This is a genomic window from Tsukamurella conjunctivitidis (genome assembly GCF_007858475.1).
Lineage (GTDB): Bacteria > Actinomycetota > Actinomycetes > Mycobacteriales > Mycobacteriaceae > Tsukamurella > Tsukamurella conjunctivitidis.
In genome coordinates this window covers 171,631-192,339 of sequence record NZ_VIGX01000002.1, presented here as the reverse complement: position 1 = coordinate 192,339, position 20,709 = coordinate 171,631, and the positions used below count along the sequence as shown (strand labels likewise).

At 71.4% G+C, this 20,709-nt stretch carries 23 protein-coding genes; 2 read left to right on the top strand and 21 right to left on the bottom strand.

The window, feature by feature from the left end:
* Window positions 1–2: 2 nt before the first annotated feature.
* From FK530_RS04785 to FK530_RS04770, 4 genes are all read right to left on the bottom strand, one after another.
* A complete protein-coding gene (locus FK530_RS04785) occupies window positions 3–1,715 on the bottom strand; it encodes a bifunctional uroporphyrinogen-III C-methyltransferase/uroporphyrinogen-III synthase (RefSeq protein ID WP_223120486.1) in 1,713 nt (570 codons plus the stop codon).
* Window positions 1,716–1,741: 26 nt separating this feature from the next.
* Window positions 1,742–2,683: a hydroxymethylbilane synthase gene (hemC, locus tag FK530_RS04780; RefSeq protein WP_146485833.1), complete on the bottom strand. Its 942-nt coding sequence runs from the start codon at window positions 2,681–2,683 to the stop codon at window positions 1,742–1,744.
* Between the two features lies 1 nt (window position 2,684).
* On the bottom strand, window positions 2,685–4,022 hold the full coding sequence (locus FK530_RS04775; RefSeq protein ID WP_146485832.1) for a glutamyl-tRNA reductase: 1,338 nt from the start codon (window positions 4,020–4,022) through the stop codon (window positions 2,685–2,687).
* A gap of 147 nt (window positions 4,023–4,169) precedes the next feature.
* Window positions 4,170–4,427: a glutaredoxin family protein gene (locus FK530_RS04770; RefSeq protein ID WP_146485831.1), complete on the bottom strand. Its 258-nt coding sequence runs from the start codon at window positions 4,425–4,427 to the stop codon at window positions 4,170–4,172.
* A gap of 88 nt (window positions 4,428–4,515) precedes the next feature.
* Between FK530_RS04770 and FK530_RS04765 the strand changes: the two genes are divergently transcribed.
* Complete coding sequence (locus FK530_RS04765; RefSeq protein WP_146485830.1) at window positions 4,516–5,403, top strand: HAD family hydrolase; 888 nt, start codon at window positions 4,516–4,518, stop codon at window positions 5,401–5,403.
* Window positions 5,404–5,492: 89 nt separating this feature from the next.
* On the opposite strand, the gene FK530_RS04760 is transcribed toward FK530_RS04765, so the two are convergent.
* From FK530_RS04760 to FK530_RS04720, 9 genes are all read right to left on the bottom strand, one after another.
* On the bottom strand, window positions 5,493–6,560 hold the full coding sequence (locus FK530_RS04760) for a lysophospholipid acyltransferase family protein (RefSeq protein ID WP_146485829.1): 1,068 nt from the start codon (window positions 6,558–6,560) through the stop codon (window positions 5,493–5,495).
* A gap of 4 nt (window positions 6,561–6,564) precedes the next feature.
* Window positions 6,565–7,647 carry an NAD-dependent epimerase/dehydratase family protein gene (locus FK530_RS04755; RefSeq protein WP_146485828.1) on the bottom strand — a complete coding sequence of 361 codons (1,083 nt, stop codon included), beginning with the start codon at window positions 7,645–7,647 and terminating at the stop codon, window positions 6,565–6,567.
* 75 nt (window positions 7,648–7,722) lie between these two features.
* On the bottom strand, window positions 7,723–7,824 hold the full coding sequence (locus FK530_RS04750; RefSeq protein ID WP_003402602.1) for a 30S ribosomal protein bS22: 102 nt from the start codon (window positions 7,822–7,824) through the stop codon (window positions 7,723–7,725).
* Window positions 7,825–7,984: 160 nt separating this feature from the next.
* A complete protein-coding gene (locus tag FK530_RS04745) occupies window positions 7,985–8,230 on the bottom strand; it encodes a helix-turn-helix domain-containing protein (RefSeq protein ID WP_068523814.1) in 246 nt (81 codons plus the stop codon).
* A 128-nt stretch (window positions 8,231–8,358) separates the two neighbouring features.
* Window positions 8,359–9,168 carry a pyrroline-5-carboxylate reductase gene (gene proC / locus FK530_RS04740; RefSeq protein WP_146485827.1) on the bottom strand — a complete coding sequence of 270 codons (810 nt, stop codon included), beginning with the start codon at window positions 9,166–9,168 and terminating at the stop codon, window positions 8,359–8,361.
* A gap of 42 nt (window positions 9,169–9,210) precedes the next feature.
* On the bottom strand, window positions 9,211–10,035 hold the full coding sequence (locus FK530_RS04735; RefSeq protein ID WP_146485826.1) for a thioesterase family protein: 825 nt from the start codon (window positions 10,033–10,035) through the stop codon (window positions 9,211–9,213).
* Between the two features lie 40 nt (window positions 10,036–10,075).
* Window positions 10,076–10,927 carry a sugar phosphate isomerase/epimerase family protein gene (locus FK530_RS04730; RefSeq protein WP_146485825.1) on the bottom strand — a complete coding sequence of 284 codons (852 nt, stop codon included), beginning with the start codon at window positions 10,925–10,927 and terminating at the stop codon, window positions 10,076–10,078.
* A 14-nt stretch (window positions 10,928–10,941) separates the two neighbouring features.
* Complete coding sequence (locus FK530_RS04725) at window positions 10,942–12,168, bottom strand: Rv0497 family membrane protein (RefSeq protein ID WP_146485824.1); 1,227 nt, start codon at window positions 12,166–12,168, stop codon at window positions 10,942–10,944.
* A gap of 161 nt (window positions 12,169–12,329) precedes the next feature.
* Window positions 12,330–13,289: a Ppx/GppA family phosphatase gene (locus FK530_RS04720; protein ID WP_146485823.1), complete on the bottom strand. Its 960-nt coding sequence runs from the start codon at window positions 13,287–13,289 to the stop codon at window positions 12,330–12,332.
* 48 nt (window positions 13,290–13,337) lie between these two features.
* Here FK530_RS04720 and FK530_RS04715 point away from each other — a divergent pair, with 48 nt between their 5' ends.
* The gene (locus tag FK530_RS04715; protein ID WP_146486297.1) at window positions 13,338–14,153 is read left to right on the top strand and encodes a DUF3109 family protein; all 816 of its coding nucleotides are present in this window, start codon (window positions 13,338–13,340) and stop codon (window positions 14,151–14,153) included.
* A 16-nt stretch (window positions 14,154–14,169) separates the two neighbouring features.
* On the opposite strand, the gene FK530_RS04710 is transcribed toward FK530_RS04715, so the two are convergent.
* The 8 genes from FK530_RS04710 to FK530_RS04675 form a co-directional block, all read right to left on the bottom strand.
* Window positions 14,170–15,414 carry a hypothetical protein gene (locus FK530_RS04710; protein WP_500485383.1) on the bottom strand — a complete coding sequence of 415 codons (1,245 nt, stop codon included), beginning with the start codon at window positions 15,412–15,414 and terminating at the stop codon, window positions 14,170–14,172.
* Window positions 15,415–15,483: 69 nt separating this feature from the next.
* Window positions 15,484–16,170: a sterol desaturase family protein gene (locus FK530_RS04705; protein ID WP_146485821.1), complete on the bottom strand. Its 687-nt coding sequence runs from the start codon at window positions 16,168–16,170 to the stop codon at window positions 15,484–15,486.
* Window positions 16,167–16,892, bottom strand: coding sequence for a FadR/GntR family transcriptional regulator (locus FK530_RS04700; RefSeq protein ID WP_146485820.1), 726 nt, complete (start codon window positions 16,890–16,892; stop codon window positions 16,167–16,169). Before FK530_RS04700 ends, FK530_RS04705 begins: the two co-directional genes overlap by 4 nt.
* Before the next feature lie 129 nt (window positions 16,893–17,021).
* The gene (locus FK530_RS04695; RefSeq protein WP_068523801.1) at window positions 17,022–17,711 is read right to left on the bottom strand and encodes a response regulator; all 690 of its coding nucleotides are present in this window, start codon (window positions 17,709–17,711) and stop codon (window positions 17,022–17,024) included.
* Window positions 17,708–18,904 (bottom strand): sensor histidine kinase, encoded by a 1,197-nt coding sequence (locus tag FK530_RS04690; protein WP_231706499.1) that lies wholly within the window; start codon window positions 18,902–18,904, stop codon window positions 17,708–17,710. The genes FK530_RS04695 and FK530_RS04690 overlap by 4 nt, the downstream gene beginning before the upstream one ends.
* Before the next feature lie 63 nt (window positions 18,905–18,967).
* Window positions 18,968–19,264, bottom strand: a complete 297-nt coding sequence (locus tag FK530_RS04685; RefSeq protein ID WP_146485819.1) for a GNAT family N-acetyltransferase — start codon at window positions 19,262–19,264, stop codon at window positions 18,968–18,970.
* A 97-nt stretch (window positions 19,265–19,361) separates the two neighbouring features.
* Window positions 19,362–20,108, bottom strand: a complete 747-nt coding sequence (locus FK530_RS04680) for a phosphoglyceromutase (RefSeq protein ID WP_146485818.1) — start codon at window positions 20,106–20,108, stop codon at window positions 19,362–19,364.
* Window positions 20,105–20,674, bottom strand: a complete 570-nt coding sequence (locus FK530_RS04675) for a TetR/AcrR family transcriptional regulator (RefSeq protein WP_146485817.1) — start codon at window positions 20,672–20,674, stop codon at window positions 20,105–20,107. The genes FK530_RS04680 and FK530_RS04675 overlap by 4 nt, the downstream gene beginning before the upstream one ends.
* Between the last annotated feature and the right edge of the window lie 35 nt (window positions 20,675–20,709).

The window sequence follows — 20,709 nt, the reverse complement described above, 5'->3', positions numbered from 1 at the left end:
CGTTAGGACCGCGAGCGGCGCGGCTTCTTCCGCGGCGGGGGCAGGGCGCCCTCCGCGCGGAGCCGGGACGCGTGGGCGGCCAGGGCCTCCACGAGATCCTCGACCGAGGCGGTCTCCGGCTGCACGTCCACCCGCAGGCCGAACTCGATCGCGGTCTCGGCCGTCTTCGGGCCGATGCACGCGACGATGGTGCGGGCGTGCGGCTTGCCGGCGATGCCGACCAGGTTGCGCACCGTCGAGCTGGAGGTGAAGCAGACCGCGTCGAAGTCGCCGGACTTGATCATCTCGCGGGTCGAGGCGGGCGGCGGCGCGGCGCGCACCGTGCGGTACGCGGTCACGTCGTCGATCTCCCAGCCGCGATCGCGCAGGCCCTCGGCGAGGGTCTCGGTGGCGATGTCGGCGCGCGGCAGCAGGACCCGGTTGACCGGGTCGAAGACGTCGTCGAAGGGCGGGAAGACCTCGAGCATGCCCAGGCTGGACTGTTCGCCCGTGGGCAGCAGCTCCGGCTCGATGCCGAAGGCGCGGACCTTGGCGGCGGTCTGCTCGCCGACGCAGGCGATCTTCACGCCGGAGAAGGCGCGGGCGTCCAGGCCGAACTCGATGAACTTCTCCCACACCGCGCGCACGGCGTTCGTGGAGGTGAAGACGACCCACTGGTAGCGGCCGTCGACGAGGCCCTTGACCGCGCGCTCCATCTGCGCGGGGCTCCGCGGCGGCTCGACCGCGATGGTCGGGACCTCCATCGGGATGGAGCCGTGGGCGCGCAGGCGGTTCGACATCTCGGCGGCCTGGTCCTTGGTGCGGGGCACGAGGACGGTCCAGCCGTACAGGGCGCGCGACTCCCACCAGGAGAGCTTGTTCCGCTGGCCCACGACCTTGCCGACGGTGACCACGAGCGGCCCGGGCAGGCCCGCCCCGGCTTCGTTCAGCGTGGCGAGCGTGGCCTCGACGGTCTTCTGCTTGCAGGTGGAGCCCTGCGCGGTCACGGCGACCGGGGTCTGCGGCGCGAGGCCGTTCTCGACCAGCGCGGAGGCGGTGTCGGCGAGGTGCTCGGCGGTCGCGCTCAGCACCAGGGGCGACGGTGCCGCAGCCAGCGCCGCCCAGTCGACCTCGCCGCGCACGTCGGCCTCGGTGTGCGCCGAGCCCAGCGCCATGCCGGCGTAGGTGGGGACGGCGGTCGCGGGCGCGAGGCCGGGGACGATCTCGAAGGCGATCTGCGTGCGGGCGACGGCGTTGACCTCGGCCAGCACCGCGTCCGAGGACAGCGGGTCGCCGGCGACGAGGCGCACGACGTCGAGGCCGTGGCGGGCCTGCGCGAGCAGGGTCTTGGCGACCTCGGCGGGCTCGCCGAGGGCGGGCGCGACGGTGGCGGGATTGCGCACCGCGGGCTCGCCCTTGCGGCCCTTGGCGGTGGTCGCGTCGGCCGCGTCCTCGTCGGTCTCGACGGGCTCGACCGGCAGTGCGGTGCCCACCATGTCGAGGACGGTCTGCGGAACGTCGGGGTCGGTGTAGACGGTCCGTGCGCCCGCGATAGTCTGCTCTGCACGCAGGGTGAGAAGCCCCGGGTCTCCCGGACCGGATCCCACGAAGGTGATGCGTCCCGGTGCCGTCGCCCGGCCTCGGGCGGGCTTGGTCGTCTTCGCGGCGACGCGGGTGGACACCGTGTCGGTGTCGGCTGCCGTGTCGGCCTTCGCGGACTGTGCAGTGCGGCTCATGTATCGGCTCCCAGTAGTTGCGGGTGCTACGCGAGCAGGTCGCGTGCGCCCAGGTCGAGCAGCTCCCGTGCCAGCGCGATGCCCAACGCGCCGGCCTCGCCCACCGGACCGACCACAGAGGCCCGGACCGAGTCGGAGCCGTCCGCCGCCAGCGCGATGCCGCGCAACGACAGCTCCTCGAAGATCCGACCGTCGTCGTCGAGGGACTCGACGACTTCCGCGATCGCACCGACGGGCGCGGTACACCCTGCCTCCAGTTCGGCGAGGAGGGCACGCTCGGCGGTGACCGCCGCGCGCGTGACCGGATCGTCCAGACCGGAGAGCACGGAATGCAGTTCCGCATCGTCGCGTCGGCACTCCACCGCGAGTGCGCCCTGTGCGGGCGCCGGCAGCATCTGCACCGGATCGAGCGCTTCCGTCACCTCGTTGTGGCGACCGATCCGCTTGAGTCCGGCGAGGGCGACCACGATCGCGTCGAGTTCACCGTCCGCTACTTTGCGTAACCGAGAGTCAAGGTTGCCTCGTAGGGGGCGGATTTCCAAACCCAGACCCAGTGCAGTAAGCTGGCTGCCCCGCCGCGGGCTGGACGTGCCCACCACGGACCCCGCCGGCAGCTCCCCCAGCACCATGCCGTCACGCGCCACCAGCGCGTCCCGCGAGTCCTCGCGGGGCGGCACGGCGGGCATCGAGAGCCGGTCGTCGGGCGCGGTCGGCAGGTCCTTGTACGAGTGCACGGCCACGTCGACCTCGCGGTTCGCGAGGGCGTCGCGCAGTGCCGAGGTGAAGACGCCGACGCCGATCTGCTCGACCGGCGCGGCGCTCAGGTCGCCCGGCGTGGTCACGATGACGAGCTCGGCGGGGTGGCCCGCCGCGATCAGCGCGTCGCGCACGGTGCCGGCCTGCGTGGTGGCCAGGAGCGAGCCGCGGGTGCCGATGCGGATCGGGTTCGGGACGGAGGGCGTGGTCACTTCAGACACTTCGGTCGTCGGATCCTTCGGTCGCGGACACGGCGCCCGTGGCGCCCGGCTTCAGTTCGAAGAGCTCGCGCAGCGCCTCCGCGTAGGAGTCGCCGCCCGGCGTGGCGGCCAGTTGCTTGACGCGCACCGTGGGGGCGTGCAGGAGCTTGTCGACGACGCGGCGCACCGTCTGCGCCACCTCGTCCCGGTCCGTGCCCTCGAGGCTCGGCAGGCGCGAATCCAGCCGCAGCAGTTCGGCTTCCACCACCTCAGCGGCACGGCGGCGCAGCGCAGTCACGGTCGGAGTGACCTCGGCGGAGCGCTGCGCGGACAGGTACTCGGCGAGCTCGTCGGAGACGATGCGGCGCGCCTTCTCGGCGTCCTCCTCGGCGGCCTGCGTGCCCGGCTCGCGGGAGAGGGCGTCGATGTCGATGACGGTGACGCCCGGCAGCCCGGAGACCGCCGGGTCGACGTCGCGGGGCAGGCCCAGATCGCACACCACGAGATCGGTGTCGACGGTGCGCTGCGCCAGCGCGGAGTGCACGTCGGCGAGGCTGACGACGCTGCCGACGGCGCCCGTACAGGCGATCAGCACATCGGCGTCGGCGAGCGCGACGACGAGATCGTCCATCGCCACGCCCCGCGCGGCGGCGACGCCACCGTCGAGCGCGGCCTGCGCGAGCCGGTCGGCCTTGTCCTGCGTGCGGTTGGCGACGGTGACGTCCGTCGCGCCCGCGCGGGCCAGGTGCGCGACGCCGAGGCCGCCCATGGCGCCGGCACCGACGACGACGGCGCGCTGCAGCGAGCCGCCCTGCGCGCCGAGGATGGCCTGCGCGCGGTCGAGGGCGACGGAGACGACGGAGGCACCGGCCTTGTCGATACCGGTGTCGGTGTGCACGCGCTTGCCCACGTGCAGGGCGCGCTGCGCGAGGTCGTGGACGACGCGGCCCGCGACCTGGTGCTCGTCGGAGGCGGCGTAGGCACCGCGGATCTGCCCGAGGATCTGCTGCTCGCCGACGACCATCGAGTCGAGGCCGCTGGCGACGGAGAAGAGGTGCTGTACGGCGGCCTCGGAGTAGCGCACGAAGGCGTGCTTGCTGAGCTCGTTGATGGTGAGGCCGGAGCGGGCGGAGAGGACGTCGGAGACCGCTTCCAGCGCGGGGTGGAAGGCCTCGACGACGGCGTAGATCTCGACGCGGTTGCAGGTGGTGACCACCATGACCTCGTCGATGTGGGGCGACTCCATGAGCTGCGCCAGCACCTTGGGACGATCGGTCTCGGTGATCGCCAGTTTCTCCAGAACCGACACCGGCGCGCTGCGGTGCGACGCGCCGAACAGCAGAACCGACACCCTCGCTGCTCCTTCGAAGATCTCACGTGGAAACTACAGTCCGTAGTTTCCCGTTAAGGCACGGTACTCCGCATCCCCTGAAATGGGAAAACGCGCACAGCCTCACCTCACCCGTGCGGGTGACGCCGAGTCACCCGCAGAGGTCGTTCACCCCAGGATATCGGCCCGCAGCTGCGGAATGTCCGCTTCCCAATAGCTGTGCTGCTCCCCATCGAGCAGGACCACCGGCAGCATGTCGCCGTACTCGCCGCGCAACTCGGTGTTGCCGGGCGCGTCGACGTCCAGCTGCCGGTAGTCGACGGGGCGGTCCGCGGCGCGGAGTTCGTCGACCAGCTCGGTGAGCTGGTCGTGGGCACGGGCGCACATCCCGCACCCCTCCCTGGTGAGCAGAGTGATCACGGCCATGTGCCGAGTGTCCCACCCCGGCGCAGCCGCGCGCCGCTAAGGTTGGGGGGACATCACGTACGTGGGTCACGCGAGTGGGGAGGTGCTCTTGTCCGACCAGGCCAGCGCCGACGAACGTCGGCAGAGTGCGGCGGGCGAGGCGAGCGCCGACGCCGCACATTCCCTTCTGCTCGAGAAGGAGGGCCGCGAGGACGGGCAGGTACCGCCGGACCTGACGGCGGCCGCCTTCTTCGACGTCGACAACACGATGGTGCAGGGCGCGTCGATCGTGCACTTCGCCCGCGGCCTCGCCGCGCGCAACTACTTCTCCTACTCCGATCTCGCGTCGGCGGTGTGGGCCCAGGCCAAGTTCCGGCTCACCGGCAAGGAGAACAGCGAGGACGTGGCCGCCGGCCGCGAGAAGGCGCTGTCCTTCATCGCCGGGCGGTCCACGGAGGAGCTCAAGGCCGTCGGCGAGGAGATCTACGACGAGATCATCGCCGACAAGATCTGGCCGGGCACCCGCGCTCTGGCACAGATGCACCTCGACGCCGGGCAGCAGGTGTGGCTGGTGACCGCCACCCCCGTCGAGCTGGCGCAGACCATCGCCGACCGGCTCGGCCTCACCGGCGCGCTGGGCACCGTCGCGGAATCGCAGGACGGCGTGTTCACCGGCAAGCTCGTCGGCGACATCCTGCACGGCCTGGGCAAGGCGCACGCCGTCCGGTCGCTGGCGATCCGTGAGGGCCTCAACCTCAAGCGCTGCACCGCCTACAGCGACTCCCACAACGACGTGCCGATGCTCTCGCTGGTCGGGACCGCCGTCGCGATCAATCCGGATTCGGACCTGCGCGACGTCGCGCGGGTGCGGGGCTGGGAGATCCGCGACTACCGCACCGGCCGCAAGGCCGCCAAGATCGGCGTCCCCACCGCCCTCGGCGTCGGTGTCGCCATCGGCGGCGCGGCAGCGCTGATCAAGCACTTCAGCGACGACTAGGTTCTCCTGCCGCCGGTTCCCGGGTGCGACGGTGCGGACCGGCGCAGCCGAGCAGCGCCGCCCCCCGATCGAGGCGGCGCACCGTCGGCCTAGAAGTCCTGGAAGATGTTCTTCCGGCGGGCGAGAATGCGGTACAGCGACTGCTGGATGGTCTCGCGGACGTTGTCGGTGAGCTCGAAGACGACCATGGGATCGTCGGCGTCGGCCTCGGTGAAGCGGTCCGTAGCGATGGGCTCGCCGAACTCGATGTGCCACTTCGACGGCAGCGGGACCATGCCGAGCGGGCCGAACCAGGGGAACAGCGGCGTGATCGGCGCGTAGGGCAGGCCGAGCAGACGCGCGACGGGCTTCACGTCGGCCAGCATCGGGTAGGTCTCCTCCGCGCCGACGATGGACACGGGGATGATCGGCACCTGGGCGCGGATCGCCGCGGTCACGAAGCCGCCGCGACCGAAGCGCTGCAGCTTGTACCGGTCGCGGTAGAGCTTGCCGATGCCCTTGAAGCCCTCGGGCCATACGGCGACGAGCTCGCCGCGGGTGAGCAGCGCCTCGGCATCGGCGTTGCAGGCGACGGTGGCGCCCATCTTCCGCGCGACCTCACCGATGAACGGGTACTCGAAGGCCAGGTCGGCGGCGAGCAGCCGCAGGTGGCGCTGGTCGGGGTGGTTGTCGTGCACCGCGACGGCCGACATCAGCCCGTCGAGCGGGATCACACCGGAGTGGTTCGCCACGAGCAGCGCCCCGCCCTCGCGGGGCAGGTTGTCGGCGCCGGTGGTGTCGACGCGGAACCACTTGTCGTAGACGGGCCGCAGCGCGGGCAGGAAGACCGCGTCCGTCAGGTGCGGGTCGAAGCCGAAGGGGTCGATGTCGTAGTCGCCGGTGAGCCGCTCGCGGACGAAGGCGGCACCGTCGACCACCGATTCCGCGGCGCGCTCGCGCCAGCCCGGGCCGGGCTCGGCGGGCTGCGCGGCGGCGATGTAGTCGGGGTTGAGGGCGTGCACCGTGGCCTCGCGACGCGGGGCCGACGGTGCCGGGGTGCCGGTCAGCGCCGACGGGTGGCGCTGCTGCGCGCGCTCGCGCCCCTCGGTGCGAGCGGTGTCGATGGACACGGGCAACTGCAGCACCTTCGCGTGCTGTGAGCCTGAAGCGTTGGTCATGCGTCTACCGTCCAGCCGTGCCGTACTCGGAACCGATTCCTGCGAACCTCCGGGCCAGCGAGGCCACCCGCTGCTCGGCGCTCAGAAAAGAATCCACACCGATTGTAGGTTCTGCGCGGCCGTGGCGTGCGGCGTCTTCCATCGCCTGCCGCGTGGTGAAGCGCGGCTCGAAGCCGAGCTCCTTGCGCATGCGCGTGGTGTCGAAGGCGTTGCCGAAGCTGAGATACGCGAGCTGCACCTTGTCCGTCGTGCCGCGGCCCCGGCCGCGGATGGCGGCGACGGCCGGCCCGAACGCGGGCTTCACGACGGGCAGCGGCACGCGGCCGGACAACCGGATGGCCTGCGACATCGAGATCGCGCCGTCGCCGGCGATGTTGTAGGTGCCCGGTTTCCCGGCCACGACGGCGTGCTCCAGCGCGCCCAGAGCGTCGTCCTGGTGCAGCAGTTGCAGCCTCGCGTCGCGGCCGATGATCGAGGGCACGACGGGCCGCTCGAACAGCGAGCCGAGCAGCGTCTCGATGTTGGGGCCGAGGATGGGCGCGAGGCGGAGCACCGTGAGATCGATGTCGGTGCGGCGGCGTGCCATGCTGCGGGCGTAGGCCTCGGCGTCGAGCAGATCGCGCGGGTGCCCGCTGGCCGCGGCGCCGCCGACCAGGTCCTCGGTGATCAGCGCGGGGTTGCGCGACCGCGAGCCGTAGACCTGCGTCGCCGAGCGCATGATCACCCGCTTGACCGTCTCCGACTTCTGGCACGCGGCGAAGACCCGCATGGAGCCGAAGACGATCGCGTCCTTGGTGGACGCGGACGGGAAGTGGTTGTCCGTGACCGAGGTGGAGCAGTGCACGACCGTGTCGACCTCGTTGGTCGCCATGATCTTGCCGAAGATGTGGCTGCGGTAGTCGACGCGGAGGAACTCCGCGGGCTCCATGCGGCGGTGGAGCGCCTTGGTCGGCGGCACGGCGTCGACGCCGATCACGCGCTCGATGTCGGGGCGCTGCGCGAGCCGGCGCACGAGGTAGCCGCCCACGAACGTGGAGGCGCCCGTCACCATGACGACGCGCGGCGCGCTGACGACCGACTCACCCATTACTGAAGGGTAACCGGAAACACGAAAGCCCGCCCATGTCCTGGGCGGGCTCTCATGAAAGTGTGACCAGAAGGCCTACTTGCCGAGCTTCCTACGCTGCACCCGGGTGCGGCGGAGCAGCTTGCGGTGCTTCTTCTTCGACATGCGCTTGCGGCGCTTCTTGATCACTGAACCCATGGGTTCCTCACGTCTCTCTATCGAATTGCCATGTTCGGTGCGCGGCGGCCGGGTACGGAAGAGCCCCCGCGTCCACGCAGCAGGCTTCTACTTTACCCGTCGCAGCGACCCAGGCGAAATCCGCCCGTGCCGCCGCCGCGACTGACGTCCTCCGGCGGGCCTAGCCCGCGTCGAAGAACGAGGTCTGCAGGTAGTCGTGGACCGCCTTCTCGTGGACCCGGAAGGACCGGCCCACGCGCACCGCGGGGAGCTCCCCGTTGTGCACCAGGCGGTAGACCGTCATCTTCGACACCCGCATGAGGGTGGCGACCTCGGCCACCGTCAGGAACGACGAGCCGGCTGCCTGGGGAGCCTGAGCTCCGGCACCGATCTCGGCGGGCTTGGTGTTCTTGTTTGCAGACGCCATGTAATCCCTAACCTCCGGCACATGTCGCGCCGCCGGCTTCCCCTCCGGCGGACCTGACACGCACGTGCTTCGAGCAGCTTAGCGGTACCAATGGGAATAATGCGACGGGAGTGAGCTAACCGAAGCTTCTACGCGAGCTTCCCGAGCTCGGCCGATCGTTCCGCGCAGGCCCTCGTCGCTGCGTAAAACGCAGGTCGGAGACCATTTTTCTCCAGTTCGCGGATCGCGGCCGCCGTCGTACCGCCCGGAGAAGTCACCGCCGCCCGGAGCTCGACGGGCGACGTGGAAGTCTCAACCATTAGTGCACCTGCGCCCGCGATCGTGTGCGTGGCGAGGGTCGTCGCCTGGTCCCGGGTGAGCCCCAGATCGACGCCGGCGTCGATCATCGCCTCGGCGACGAGGAAGGCGTACGCGGGCCCCGAGCCGGACAGCGCGGTGAGCGCGTCGAGCTTCGCCTCGGGCACGACGAGGGTCTTCCCCACGGCGTCCATGACCTCGCGCACGAGCGTCACGTGCCCCTCGGTCGCCTCCCGGCCGCCCGAGATCCCGCTCATCGACCTCCCGACGAGCATCGCCGTGTTGGGCATGACCCGCACGACGGGCGTCCCGGCGGGCAGGGCGGCCTCGTAGACGGTGGTGGGGACGCCCGCGGCCACCGAGGACACCACCGCGCCGGGCCGCAGTGCGGAGGCCACGTCGGGCAGGATCGCGGTCACCACGTCGGGCTTGACGGCGATCACCACGAGGTCCGCCCCGTCGACCGCCTCGGCGACGGTGGTCACCGTCGACACCCCGTAGCGCTCGGCGAGCTCACCACCGCGGCCCGCGTGGGGCTCCGCGACCACGAGCGCGCCGGGCTCGTGCCCGGCGGCGATGAGGCCGCCCAGCAGGGCCTCACCGATCCGTCCGCCGCCGATCAGCGCGATACGACCATCCATGTCAGTGCTCCTCGATCCTGTTCGGGACTACTTCGGGCTGCGCTACTTCTCGGGCCGCGGCGCCGGCATCATCGCCAGCTGCCGCGATGTGGCGACGACGTGCCCGGACTCGTCGACGAGGACGTGGTCCTCCTCGAACCACCGCTGCCCGACGACGGGCGCGGACGCGCGGAACCGCAGCCAGCCGTCGACGGGCTCGCGCCGCACCGAGGCGGTCAGCGTGATCGTGGGCGCCCAGCCGACGCCGCCGAGATTCGCGACCACGGGCAGCGAGATGTCGGTGGCGAGCAGCGCGAACAGGCCCGACAGCGGCTCCTCGCGCAGCCGCACCCAGCCGCGCGTCTCGGCCGGACCGGTGCGGCCCTCGATGACGGGCAGCGTCTCCGCGTCGTAGTGGACCTCGGCCACGCGGCCGACCTTGAAGATCTTCGCCGCCGGGTGCTCCGGGTCCCACGCGAGCGCCGTCGGCGGCGGGGTCGGCGGCATCGCGTCGAGCGGCAACGGCTCCGCGTACCGCTCCTCCCCCTCGTCACGGCGCGCCAGCGTGATCGCGGCCTGCACGTAGACCCGGTCGCCCTGCACGGCCTCCACGTTGACGAAGGAGGTCGTGCGGCCGCGCTTGCGCACCTCGGTCCGCAGCTCGAGATGCCCCGGTTCGGGCGCGCCGAGGTACTCGGCCGAGATCACGACGGGCGTCGCGTCGGGGTCGCCCCCGTCGTCGAGGTAGGCGGCCTGCCCGGCCGCGGCGATCACGGCGAGCAGCGCGCCGCCGTGCACCTTGGTCCCCACCGTCCAGGTGGGATCGATGTCGGCGGTGTACCCGCCGGGGGCCTTCGCGACGGAGACGAGGTCCGCGAACAAAGCCATCTGTGCGCTCTCCTTACCGGGGCACCAGCGGTGCCCGACGTCAGGCGGCCGGGTCGACGCGCAGGTGCTCCCGCGCGAATTCCAGCGCCTCCGTGAGCATCGCACGTCGCTCCTCGGGGGTCTTCGCCGAGCCCGTCGCGATCTCGAGGATCACGTGCCCGTCGAAGCCCGACGCGGCGAGCCGGCGGCACACCTCTGCGGCGGGTTGGGTGCCGTGACCGGGCACAAGGTGCTCGTCGACGGCCGCGCCGAGGCCGTCGGTGAGGTGCAGGTGTCGCAGCCCGTCGCCCATGCGGTCCATCAGCTCGAGGGCGTCGACGCCCGCGGTCGCGGTGTGCGAGAGATCCAGGGTGTAATTCGCGTACCCCACATCGGTCGGGTCGATCGACGGTGCGAACGCCGAGACCGCGGTGCCGGGGTGGCCGCGGCGCCCCAGCCGCTTCGCGGACTCGCCGCGGCGGCCGAAGAAGGCGTCGAGCCGCATCGGGAACATGTTCTCGACGGCGATCGCGACGTGGCTGTCGTCCTCGAGCTCGCTGACCAGGTCGACGAAGTTCTCGGCGTAGCGGCGCTGCCACCGGAAGGGCGGGTGCACGACGACGGTGTCCGCGCCGAGGTCCTCCGCGGCCGTGACGGCGCGGCCGAGCTTGGCCATGGGGTCCGGTCCCCACACGCGCTGGCTGATGAGCAGGCAGGGCGCGTGGACGGACAGCACCGGCACGTCGTACCGCATGGACAGCCCGGCAACGTTCGCGATGTCCTGGCTGGCGCCCTCGTGCCAGACCATGAGCTCGACACCGTCGTACCCGGTCTCGGCGGCGTAGCGGAAGGCGTCCTCGAGCTTCTCGGGGTAGACCGAGGCCGTCGACAGTCCGACCGGTATACCGCTCACGTCGCCGAGGGTACTCAGTTCGAGCCGAGAGCCATCAACAGCGGGCCGAAGGTGATCACCAGGCCCACGAACAGGGCGAGCCCCAAGGTGAGGTAGTCGGTGGTCTTGCGCAGGTAGTGCGTGAACGTCACGATGCCGATGATCACGATGAACGCGAGCACGACGGTCAGCGCGATGGTCGCCTTGCCGCCGCCCCAGTTCCAGAGCTTGAAGAAGCCGTAGAACAGGCCGGCGCCGGCCACCAGGCCGAGCACGACCTCCGCCGCCAGGGCGAGCCAGCCGCGGCCCTTCCCGGTCGACGGGGCCTTCTCCTCGTCCTCGACGTCGCCCGTCGTGGCGAGGAAGTCGGGGGTCTCGGCGGCGCGCGCGTCGTCGATCTGCTCGGCGCTCATCGACGCGGTGTCGGGGGCGGCGGGCGCGTCGGCGGCCACGTCCGCGTCGGGCACGGCGACGGGCCGCACGTCGACGGTGTCGTCCGCCTCGACCTCGGCGAAACGCGACTGCCGCTCACGGACCTGCGCGGTGTTGAAGTCGGCGGTCGCCATGATCGGCGCCTCGGCCTGATCCCAGCGCGACCACGCGTAGTCCCGGCCGTCCTCGGCCGGCGCGTCCGTGGCATCCGTCGCCGGGGCATCGGCGACCGGGGCATCGGCGGCCTGCGCGGCGGGCTCGTCCGACTGGGCGGGCTCCTGCGGCTGCTGCGGCGCCTCCGCCGCGGACCGCGAGCCGCGGTTCCAGCGGAGCAGGCCGGAGCGGCGGCTCTCGCGCTCGGCGGGAGCCTCGTCCGCGGCCGGTGCCGCGGGCTCCTCCTGAACGGGCGCCTCCGCCGGACCGGGATCGGCCACGGCGGCGGCGAGGAAGGACGAGGTGATCGGCTCGTCGTCGTCCTGCGCGACCTCCTGTGCGGGCGCGGCCTGCTCGGCGGTGGGCGCGGTCGGCTCGGGCTGCGCCTCGACGACCTCGGGCTCAACGACCTCGGGCTCGTACACGTCGCGCTGTGCCGGGGCCTCCTGTGCCGCCGGGGCGGCGGGCGCCGGGGCCGTGGGCTGCGCGGGAGTGCTCTCGGTGCCCGGCGCCGGGGTGTCGTCACGGACGACGGGGATCTCACCGGTCAGCTCGGCCACGGTGATCGAGTTCTCGCCGCCGCGGTGGCGTCGGCGGCGTCCGCCCGCGGGTGCGGCCGGGGCGCCGCCTTCCCTGGCGAGCAGCTCCGCCAGCGAAATCCTTCGCTCCTCGCTCATGCACGTCACCGTCCTGTGGCTCGTCGGCCTCGTGGGCCCCGCGCGTGCCGGAAATGTCACACCCGCCACTCACGCCCTGTGTGGTCTCAGAAGATTCTACTTGTACACCGCGGCGCAATCGTGGCGGCACACGCGGCGGTCCGATATGTTACTTCGCGCCTTTAATGCGCTTTACCGCTGCTCTCCGGGGTGAAGCCCGCCTGGGTGTCCAGATACCGCAGGATCACGCCCTCGCGCAGCGCCCACGGGCAGATGTCCAACTCCTCGACCTTCATGGCCCGCATCGCGGCCTCGGCCACCAGCGCACCGGCGACGATCTGTCCCGCGCGGTCGGAACTGAGACCGTCCAGCTCGCGCCGGTCGGACTCCGTCATCCTGCTGATGAAGGCGATGAGCTGGCTCAGGCCGCGTGCCGTGAGCGTGCGCTTGACGCGCGGCCCGGCGGACGAGGGCGCCGCGCCCGTGAGACGGGCGAGTGTGCGCATCGTCTTCGACGTCCCCGCGACCAGGTCCGGCCTGCCGGCCGCCTGCAGTCGTCCGGCGGCGGGGGCTATCTCGGCGTCGAGCCAGTCGCGCAGCATGGCGACGCGGCGGCGCCCCGGCGGATCGTCGGGCAGCCATTCGCGGGTGATCCGGCCGGCGCCGAGCGGCAGCGACAGCGCGACGTCCGGCTCCTCGTCGACGCCGTTGCTCATCTCCAGTGAGCCGCCGCCGATGTCGATGTTGAGCACGCGCCCCACGCTCCAGCCGTACCAGCGGCGCACCGCGAGCGCGGTGAGGCGCGACTCGTCGGCGCCGGAGAGCACCTCGACGTCGACGCCCGTGGCCTGCTTGACGTGCGCGAGCACGGTGTCGGTGTTGCTGGCGTCGCGGACCGCGGAGGTGGCGAAGGCCATGACCTCGGAGCAGCCGGAGCTGCGCGCGATCTTCGTGAACTCCTCGACCGAGTCGACGAGCGCGTCCTCACCCGCCTGGCTGAGCCGGCCGCTCGGCTCGATCTTCTCCGCCAGCCGCAGCGTCGCCTTGGTCGAGCTCATCGGCGTCGGGTGCGCGCCCCAGTGGGCGTCGACCACGAGCAGGTGCACCGTATTGGACCCGATGTCGAGGACTCCCAATCTCACCCCGTCAATCTAGACCCGACTACGGTGGCCCCTGTGACCGACCTTCCGATGCCCGGCCTGCGGCGTCCCGTGCCGGAAGTCCCCCTGGACTTCCCGCGCGAGTGGCTGGAGTTCACCGATCCGGCGGACCCGCAGCACCTGATCGCGGCGGACCTGACGTGGCTGCTCTCCCACTGGACGTGCGTCTTCGGCACCCCCGCGTGCCACGGGATCGAGCCGGGCCGGGAGACGGACGGCTGCTGCAGCCACGGCGCCTTCCTCTCCGACAAGGACGACAAGAAGCGCCTGAAGAAGGCCGTCGCGAAACTCACGGACGACGACTGGCAGTTCCGCGCCAAGGGTCTCGGTAAGAAGGGGTATCTCGAGGAGGACGACCTCGACGACGAACCCGCGCTCCGGACCCGCCGGTACGACGGCGCCTGCATCTTCCTCAACCGGCCCGGCTTCCCGGGCGGCGAGGGCTGCGCCCTGCACGCCATGGCCCTGCGGACCGGCGTGGAGCCGCTCACCGTCAAGCCCGACGTGTGCTGGCAGCTGCCCGTCCGGCGCACCCAGGAGTGGATCGAGCGCCCCGACGGCGAGCAGATCCTGCGCACCACGATCGGCGAGTACGACCGCCGCGGTTGGGGCGCGGGCGGCCTGGACCTGCAGTGGTACTGCAGCGGCTCGCCCGAGGCCCACGTGGGCGCGCAGCAGGTGTGGCAAAGCTACGCCCCGGAGCTGACCGAGCTGCTGGGCGAGCAGGCCTACGCCGCGCTGGCCCGGGAGTGCGCGGCGCGTCAGGACCGCCTGGTGGCCGTTCACCCCGCGACCGCGGCGGCGACGGAGCGGCAGAGCTACGACATGAAGTACGTGGAGCTCTAACCAGTTCGGCTCGGCGCTACGCCATCCTGGTCATGGCCAGCCTCGCCTGCACGCCGCCCTGGATCGGCCCGCCCACGGCGATCGCCCGCGGCCCGGAGTGAATGAGACTCAAGAAGATCCGCTGACCTGCGGTCAGCGGCACGAGGCCGGAGATGACGCTGATGTTCTCCCACGTCATGGCGATCTGTGTGGCTTCCAGGATCTGCATGCCCTCGGCGTACACCTTGCACATCAGGCTTTCGCCGCCGGCCGCACCCTCCCACGGCATCTGGGCGGTCACGAGGTAGACGCCGGTCTCCCGCACGGTCAGTCCCGAGCGGGTGGCCTGAGGAGCGCGGTCGGGCGCGTGCAGATCCGTCTCGACGGCCCAGGTGGGCATCCACGCGGTGAGTCCGTTCAGGTGATGGACCCCGCACGTGACCGACGCGGTCGGCCTCGGGTCCCCGCACCGGCTCGCCTCGTCCGATGGACTCGGCGCATCGACCGAGCCGGAACAGGCGGGTGGGCCGCTCTCCTCGAGTTCTGCGATCGTGGCGGTCAGGATCGCTCCGTAGGCGTCGAGTCCGGCGAGCACCACGGGATCATCCGCAAACCGGGTATGTGCGCGGTCCAGCCAGCCGAGCATCTGCTCGTCGGTGTGCTGCTGCCCGAACCCGTCCAAGGCGAGCCCGTCCGCGTGGGATTGCCAGCGCAGGCCGCGCGCCGTGAGGAATCGGTCCACCGCGGCGAGCGCAGTCAGCTCGGAGCTCGGGGCCCCACCCCCGCAGCCGTACAACGCGTGCGGCAACGGCTCGTCGCCGAAGACCTCGACGAAGGCGGTGGCGACGTCGAGCTCCCTCTCTCCGTCCGCGACGATCGCGTCCCATACGGGGCGGGCGACGAGCGCGAAGACGAGCGGCATGCCGTCGAACATCGTGCCGGAATCCGACGGTGGTTCCGCCCCCTCGTAGAGCCCCAGCCAATCGGACATGTTGCGGACCAGGTTGCTGATGACCTCATGGATAGACGGATCCCAGCCTCCAGGCGGCCACCCGTCGTCCGTCCAGTACCGCCCGGACTTCGTCGCCTGCGCGATTCCAGCGGCGATGAGCTCAGTGTTACGGCTGTCGTCGGGCGTGATGCCGCCGTAATAGTCATAGTGGCCGATCATCGGCAGCGCCGCCGGGCGGTAGACGCCGCCGGGCGCACGACTGAGGATCACCATGGCGGCGTCGGTGTAGGTCAGACTCACCCCGGTGATCGCGCAGTTGACGTCGTACATCCCCACGGACGGGAATGCTACAAGGGTGCGGGGGGTCGATAACCGCCGCCAATCCAACGGTGGGGAGCTCTAAGCGAGCCCGTCCAGGCCGTGCAGGTTCTTGGCCGTCGGGCTGGTCTCGACGGTGCCGGGGTCCGGGTAGGTCCCCAGCACCCGGTCGGACGTGCCCGACGTGGTGACCGAGAACCAGTAGTGCTCGTTCTTGAAGTGGTGCAGGCGATGGCTGCGCCAGACGGCCTTGTAGGCACGGCCGCGGGGCTTGTAGTCGGTGTGCACGAGGTAGTGGGTCCACTCGTAGCCGAGCAGGAAGACCGCCTCGACCAGCATGAAGGTCAGCGTCGCGGACAGTGGGGCGCCGAGCAGCGCGCCCACCCCGAGGGGCGCGGCGATACCCAGGCCGGCGATCACCCACGGCAGCGCACGGGTGGGAATGAACACCAGGTCCACGTCGCGGGGTGCCGCGTGGTGCCGGCGGTGGTCGCGCGCGAGCAGGGTGTCGAGCGTGATCGGGCCGACGGTGCGCGGCCGCCAATGCAGCACGAAGACGTGGATCACCCACTCCAGGAACGGGAACAGCGCAGCGAAGACCAGCGGGGCCCACAAGTCCGACAGTCCTCCCCCGCCGACGAGTACCCGGGCGAGAAGGGTGCCGATGAGGAACGTGAGGATCATCCACGGCGTGGGGTGGCGCAGGAACTCGCGGGCGGCGTCGCCGAGGGTGACGCCGCGGCGGGCCGCGCGATCGGTCGTGGTCATGACTGCTCCATCCGGTCGAGGAATCCACCGAGGACGCCGGTGGCGCCGCCGAGAACCGTCGTCGCCGCGGCACGGGCGGCGATCGCGTCACCGTCGATGACCGCCGCGGTGAGCGCGCGATAGCGGTCCGCGGGCTCGGCGGCGGCGACGGCGTCGGCGACGACGCCGAGCATCGGCTCGTAGACGCGTCGCATGCCGTTGAAGATGAGCGTCATCGCGATGGAGTCGGCACCGCGCACGAGGTGGTCCCAGTAGGCGAGCGCGGCGGCCTGCTGGGCAGGTCCGGTCGGGGCGGCCTCGATCGCGGCCAGTGCCGCCGTGAGCGGTTCCGCCAGGGCATCCGCGGCGCGGGCCGCCGCCTTCTCCGCGATCCACGGTCCGATGTACTCGCGCACCTCGAGCACACTGCGCACCACGGACGGGTCGACGACGGCACCGTCGGGCGCGGCGACGAGCAGGTGCGGCAGCAGGTCGAGCCCGCCAGTGCGGGTTACGTCGTTGACGATCGCCCCGTCGCCCTGCCGCACCTCGACGTGCCCCGACGTCGCGAGGCGCGCGATCGCCTCCCGGATGACGGGCCGCGAGACGCCGAGCACCTCCGCCAGCTTGCGCTCACTGGGCAGTCGGGAGCCGACGGGCGCCGCCCCGCTGACCAGCTGGTTCAGCAGCTGATCGTGCACCTCGTCGGCGGCCGACCGCCGGGTGATCGCACTCAGTTCCATGCCCGAACCGTAGCCCGCCTCGGCCAGGTGGTCAAGTGGTCTTACCAGTACGGTGACGGCCTCACAGCGTGCGCATCAGACGTCTGGCCAGGACGACGCCCGGACCAACGCTGTCAGGTCGGGATGGGGCTAGGGCTCGAGCTTGTAGCCGAGGCCGCGGACGGTGACCAGGTGCTTGGGGTTGGCCGGGTCCGCCTCGATCTTGCTGCGCAGGCGTTTGACGTGTACGTCGAGGGTCTTGGTGTCGCCCACGTAGTCGGCGCCCCAGACGCGGTCGATGAGCTGCCCGCGGGTGAGCACGCGGCCGCTGTTGCGCAGCAGGTATTCGAGCAGGTCGAACTCCTTGAGCGGCAGCGTCACGGCCTCACCCCCGACGGTCACGACGTGCCGCTCGACGTCCATGCGCACCGGACCGCCCTCGAGCACCCCGTCGTCGAGGCCGTCCGCGGCAGCCGTGTCGGCGCCGCGGCGCAGGACCGCGCGGATGCGGGCGATGAGCTCGCGCGCCGAGTACGGCTTGGTGACGTAGTCGTCGGCGCCCAGCTCGAGGCCCACGACCTTGTCGATCTCGCTGTCGCGCGCGGTCACCATGATGACCGGCACGGAGGAGCGGGCGCGCAACTGCTTGCACACGTCGGTGCCGCTCATGCCGGGCAGCATGAGGTCGAGCAGGACGATGTCGGCGCCGGCGGAGTCGAAGTGCCGCAGGGCCTCGGCGCCGTCCGTGACCACCGTGGTCTCGAAGCCCTCCTTGCGCAGCAGGAACGCCAGGGGGTCGGCCAGCGACTCCTCGTCCTCGACGATCAGTACGTGTGTCACCGCAGTACATCCTCACTGTGGTCGTCGCGCTCTGCAGGGCCCGTGCCCGGTTCGACCGGCGCCGGCAGTACCAGCGTGAAAGTCGAGCCCATGCCCGGTTTGCTCCAGAGCCTAATGGTGCCGCCGTGGTTCGCGGCGACGTGTTTGACGATGGCGAGACCGAGTCCGGTACCGCCGGTCATCCGGGACCGCGCCTTGTCGACGCGGAAGAAGCGCTCGAAGACGCGCTCCTGGTCTTCGGGGGCGATGCCGATGCCGCGGTCGGTGACCGCGATCTCGACCGACGCGGCACCGTCGGGCCCGGTGGCGGGGCGCAGGCGGCGGCTGATCGAGACCTGGGTGTTCTGCGGCGAGTAGGCGATCGCATTGGAGATGAGGTTCGACAGCGAGGTGAGCAGCAGGGTGTCGTCGCCGCGGATCTCGAGGCCGGAGGGCTCGTCGACGATGAGCGAGATGTTGTTGGCCTCGGCCGAGACCTGGGCCCGCGCGACGGCCTCGCCGACCACGTCGTCGACCTCGACGCTGCCGAGGTCGGGCAGCTTCTCGGCGCCCTGCAGGCGGGAGAGCGCGATCAGCTCGTTGACCATGTTGCCCATGCGCGTGGATTCGACGAGCACGCGGGAGCCGAAGTGCCGCACCGCTTCCGGGTCGTCATCGGATTCCAGGAGGGCCTCGGCCAGCAGGCCGATCGCGCCGACCGGGGTCTTGAGCTCGTGCGAGACGTTCGCCACGAAGTCGCGGCGGGTGGCCTCCATCCGCTGGTTCTCGGTGTCGTCGTCGGCGTAGATCACCGCGTACTGCTCATCGGGCTCGGCGCCCTGGATGCGCTCCACCCGGCAGCGAACGGCGATGCTCGCGCGGTCGGACCGTCGGGAGACGGTCAGTTCGACGGTGCGCGGCGCCCCGGTCTCGAGGACCTGGGACGCGGCCACCCAGACCCGGTCGTCGAGGAGCTGCTCACGAACGAGGGAGAACTCCTCGGCGCGGGCGTTGCACGCGATGACGTCACGGAACCGGTCCACGACGACGAGCCCGGTGGGCGAATCGCGGATCACAGCGCGGTGCAGTTCGGCCACGGTCATGCGGGTGGGGCCGGTCGGGACGGCGGTGGTCACCCGCCGCCGAACGCGTCGCGCGAACCATCCGATGAGGGCGCCCGCCAAGGCGGACACCGCACAGAGGGCCACAGTCACGCGGTCAGTGTACCCAGGTCCGCCTGCGATTCTTCACATCGGGAACGACTGGTGAACAACGGGTTACCGGTCGGCAGCGACCTCGACAACGGAGGCGTACTCGGGGTGCTTGTCCACGTAGGCGGCGACGTACGAGCACACCGCGCGGGCCTTCTTCCCCGACGCGCCGACGTCGTCGAGGGCGGCCTTCGTGAGCACCGCCGCGTAGCCGTTGCCGCCGTACTCCGCGTCGACCACCGTGTGGGTCAGCAGGCGCACGTCGACCTCGTCCACGTAGTCGAGGTAGCCCGCCTGCTCGCCGTCGACGGTGAGCACGTAGCGCTCCTGTTCCGGGGAGTGGGTCACAGTCACGTCAGCCATGTCTTCCAACCTATCGCCTGTGCGGCCCCGGAGCCTGAGGAAAGACTTAAGGGGCGGTACCGATTTCCTCGGCACCGCCCCGTCGTCGATCGTTCGGCTACCTGGCGCCCTGGTTGGCGACCGCCGCGGCGCCCGCGGCGGCGGCCTCGGGGTCGAGGTAGGTGCCGCCCGGGTTGGCGACGGCCCCGTCCTCGGTGAACGTGTAGGTCAGCGGGATGCCGGTGGGGATGTTCAGCCCGGCGATATCGGCGTCGGAGATGCCGTCGAGGTGCTTGACCAGCGCGCGCAGCGAGTTGCCGTGCGCGGCGACGAGCACCGTCCTCCCCTGCGCGACCTGCGGCTCGATGACGGCCTGGTAGTAGGGCACGAAGCGCTTGACCACGTCGAGCAGGCACTCCGTGAGCGGCACCTTCGGCAGGTGGGCGTAGCGCGGGTCCTCGGTCTGGCTGTACTCGTTCGCCGGGTCGATCGCGGGCGGCGGGGTGTCGTAGCTGCGGCGCCACAGCATGAACTGCTCGTCGCCGTACTTGTCCTTGGTCTCGGCCTTGTTCAGGCCCTGCAGCGCGCCGTAGTGGCGCTCGTTGAGGCGCCAGTCGCGGACCACGGGGATCCAGTGCCGATCGGCGGCGTCCAGCGCGAGGTTCGCGGTGGTGATGGCGCGACGCAGCAGCGAGGTGTAGACGACGTCCGGGAGCAGGCCCGCCTCCTTGAGCAGCTCGCCACCGCGGGCGGCCTCGCCGCGCCCCTTCTCCGTCAGCGCCACATCGACCCAGCCGGTGAACTGGTTGGACGCGTTCCACTCGCTCTCGCCGTGGCGGAGCAGGATCAGGGTGCCGTAGGTCATGCGCCGTAGTTTAACGCCCGCCGGATCGGGCCACGCAGGTCCGCGAGGCTCTCGGTGTCGGCCTTCTCGGGCCCGAGCGATCGGGCGCCGTGGAGCCGGTCGAAGAGCAGCCCCTCGAGCAGGCTGACCAGGTCACGTGCGGCGGCGGCCGGATCCGGCGCGCCGAGGCCGCGGAAGAGCTCCGTGGCGAGCGGGACGGAGAAGAGGCAGGTGGCCAGCGGCTCCGCCAGACCCTCCGCGGCGGCGTCCGGCGCGAGCGCGTACCGGGCGAGGGCGTCGCGCCGACGATCCGTGAGCAGGAGGTGCACCTGGTGCGCCGTCACATCCGCCGCGGCATCGAGGTCGACGGTGCGCGGCACGGCCGCATCGAAGGCCGCGCGCGACCGCTCCCGCAGCCGCTCGATCGCCGCCCGCAGCAGCTCGGACCGGGTCCGGTAGTAGTACGAGGTCGAGCCCTTCGGCAGTCCCAGCCGCCGGTCGACCGCGCCGTGCGTCACCGCGCGGTTCCCGCCCGCGGCCGCGAGATCGAGCACCGCCTCGCAGATCGCCGTGCGCCGGTCGTCCATTTGCCCTCCTCGCCCCTGTTCCTCTATAACCATAG

Bases quoted from the DNA above. Each gene is read 5' to 3' on its own strand.
- FK530_RS04750 (WP_003402602.1), bottom strand. From the start codon at position 7,824: ATGGGTTCAGTGATCAAGAAGCGCCGCAAGCGCATGTCGAAGAAGAAG.
- FK530_RS04785 (WP_223120486.1), bottom strand. From the start codon at position 1,715: ATGAGCCGCACTGCACAGTCCGCGAAGGCCGACACGGCAGCCGACACC.
- FK530_RS04685 (WP_146485819.1), bottom strand. From the start codon at position 19,264: ATGGCTGACGTGACTGTGACCCACTCCCCGGAACAGGAGCGCTACGTG.
- FK530_RS04770 (WP_146485831.1), bottom strand. From the start codon at position 4,427: ATGGCCGTGATCACTCTGCTCACCAGGGAGGGGTGCGGGATGTGCGCC.
- FK530_RS04680 (WP_146485818.1), bottom strand. From the start codon at position 20,108: ATGACCTACGGCACCCTGATCCTGCTCCGCCACGGCGAGAGCGAGTGG.
- FK530_RS04755 (WP_146485828.1), bottom strand. From the start codon at position 7,647: ATGGGTGAGTCGGTCGTCAGCGCGCCGCGCGTCGTCATGGTGACGGGC.
- FK530_RS04710 (WP_500485383.1), bottom strand. From the start codon at position 15,414: ATGTACGACGTCAACTGCGCGATCACCGGGGTGAGTCTGACCTACACC.
- proC (WP_146485827.1), bottom strand. From the start codon at position 9,168: ATGGATGGTCGTATCGCGCTGATCGGCGGCGGACGGATCGGTGAGGCC.
- FK530_RS04745 (WP_068523814.1), bottom strand. From the start codon at position 8,230: ATGGCGTCTGCAAACAAGAACACCAAGCCCGCCGAGATCGGTGCCGGA.
- FK530_RS04760 (WP_146485829.1), bottom strand. From the start codon at position 6,560: ATGACCAACGCTTCAGGCTCACAGCACGCGAAGGTGCTGCAGTTGCCC.
- FK530_RS04700 (WP_146485820.1), bottom strand. From the start codon at position 16,892: ATGGAACTGAGTGCGATCACCCGGCGGTCGGCCGCCGACGAGGTGCAC.
- FK530_RS04705 (WP_146485821.1), bottom strand. From the start codon at position 16,170: ATGACCACGACCGATCGCGCGGCCCGCCGCGGCGTCACCCTCGGCGAC.
- FK530_RS04715 (WP_146486297.1), top strand. From the start codon at position 13,338: ATGCCCGGCCTGCGGCGTCCCGTGCCGGAAGTCCCCCTGGACTTCCCG.
- FK530_RS04735 (WP_146485826.1), bottom strand. From the start codon at position 10,035: ATGGCTTTGTTCGCGGACCTCGTCTCCGTCGCGAAGGCCCCCGGCGGG.
- FK530_RS04725 (WP_146485824.1), bottom strand. From the start codon at position 12,168: ATGAGCGAGGAGCGAAGGATTTCGCTGGCGGAGCTGCTCGCCAGGGAA.
- FK530_RS04675 (WP_146485817.1), bottom strand. From the start codon at position 20,674: ATGGACGACCGGCGCACGGCGATCTGCGAGGCGGTGCTCGATCTCGCG.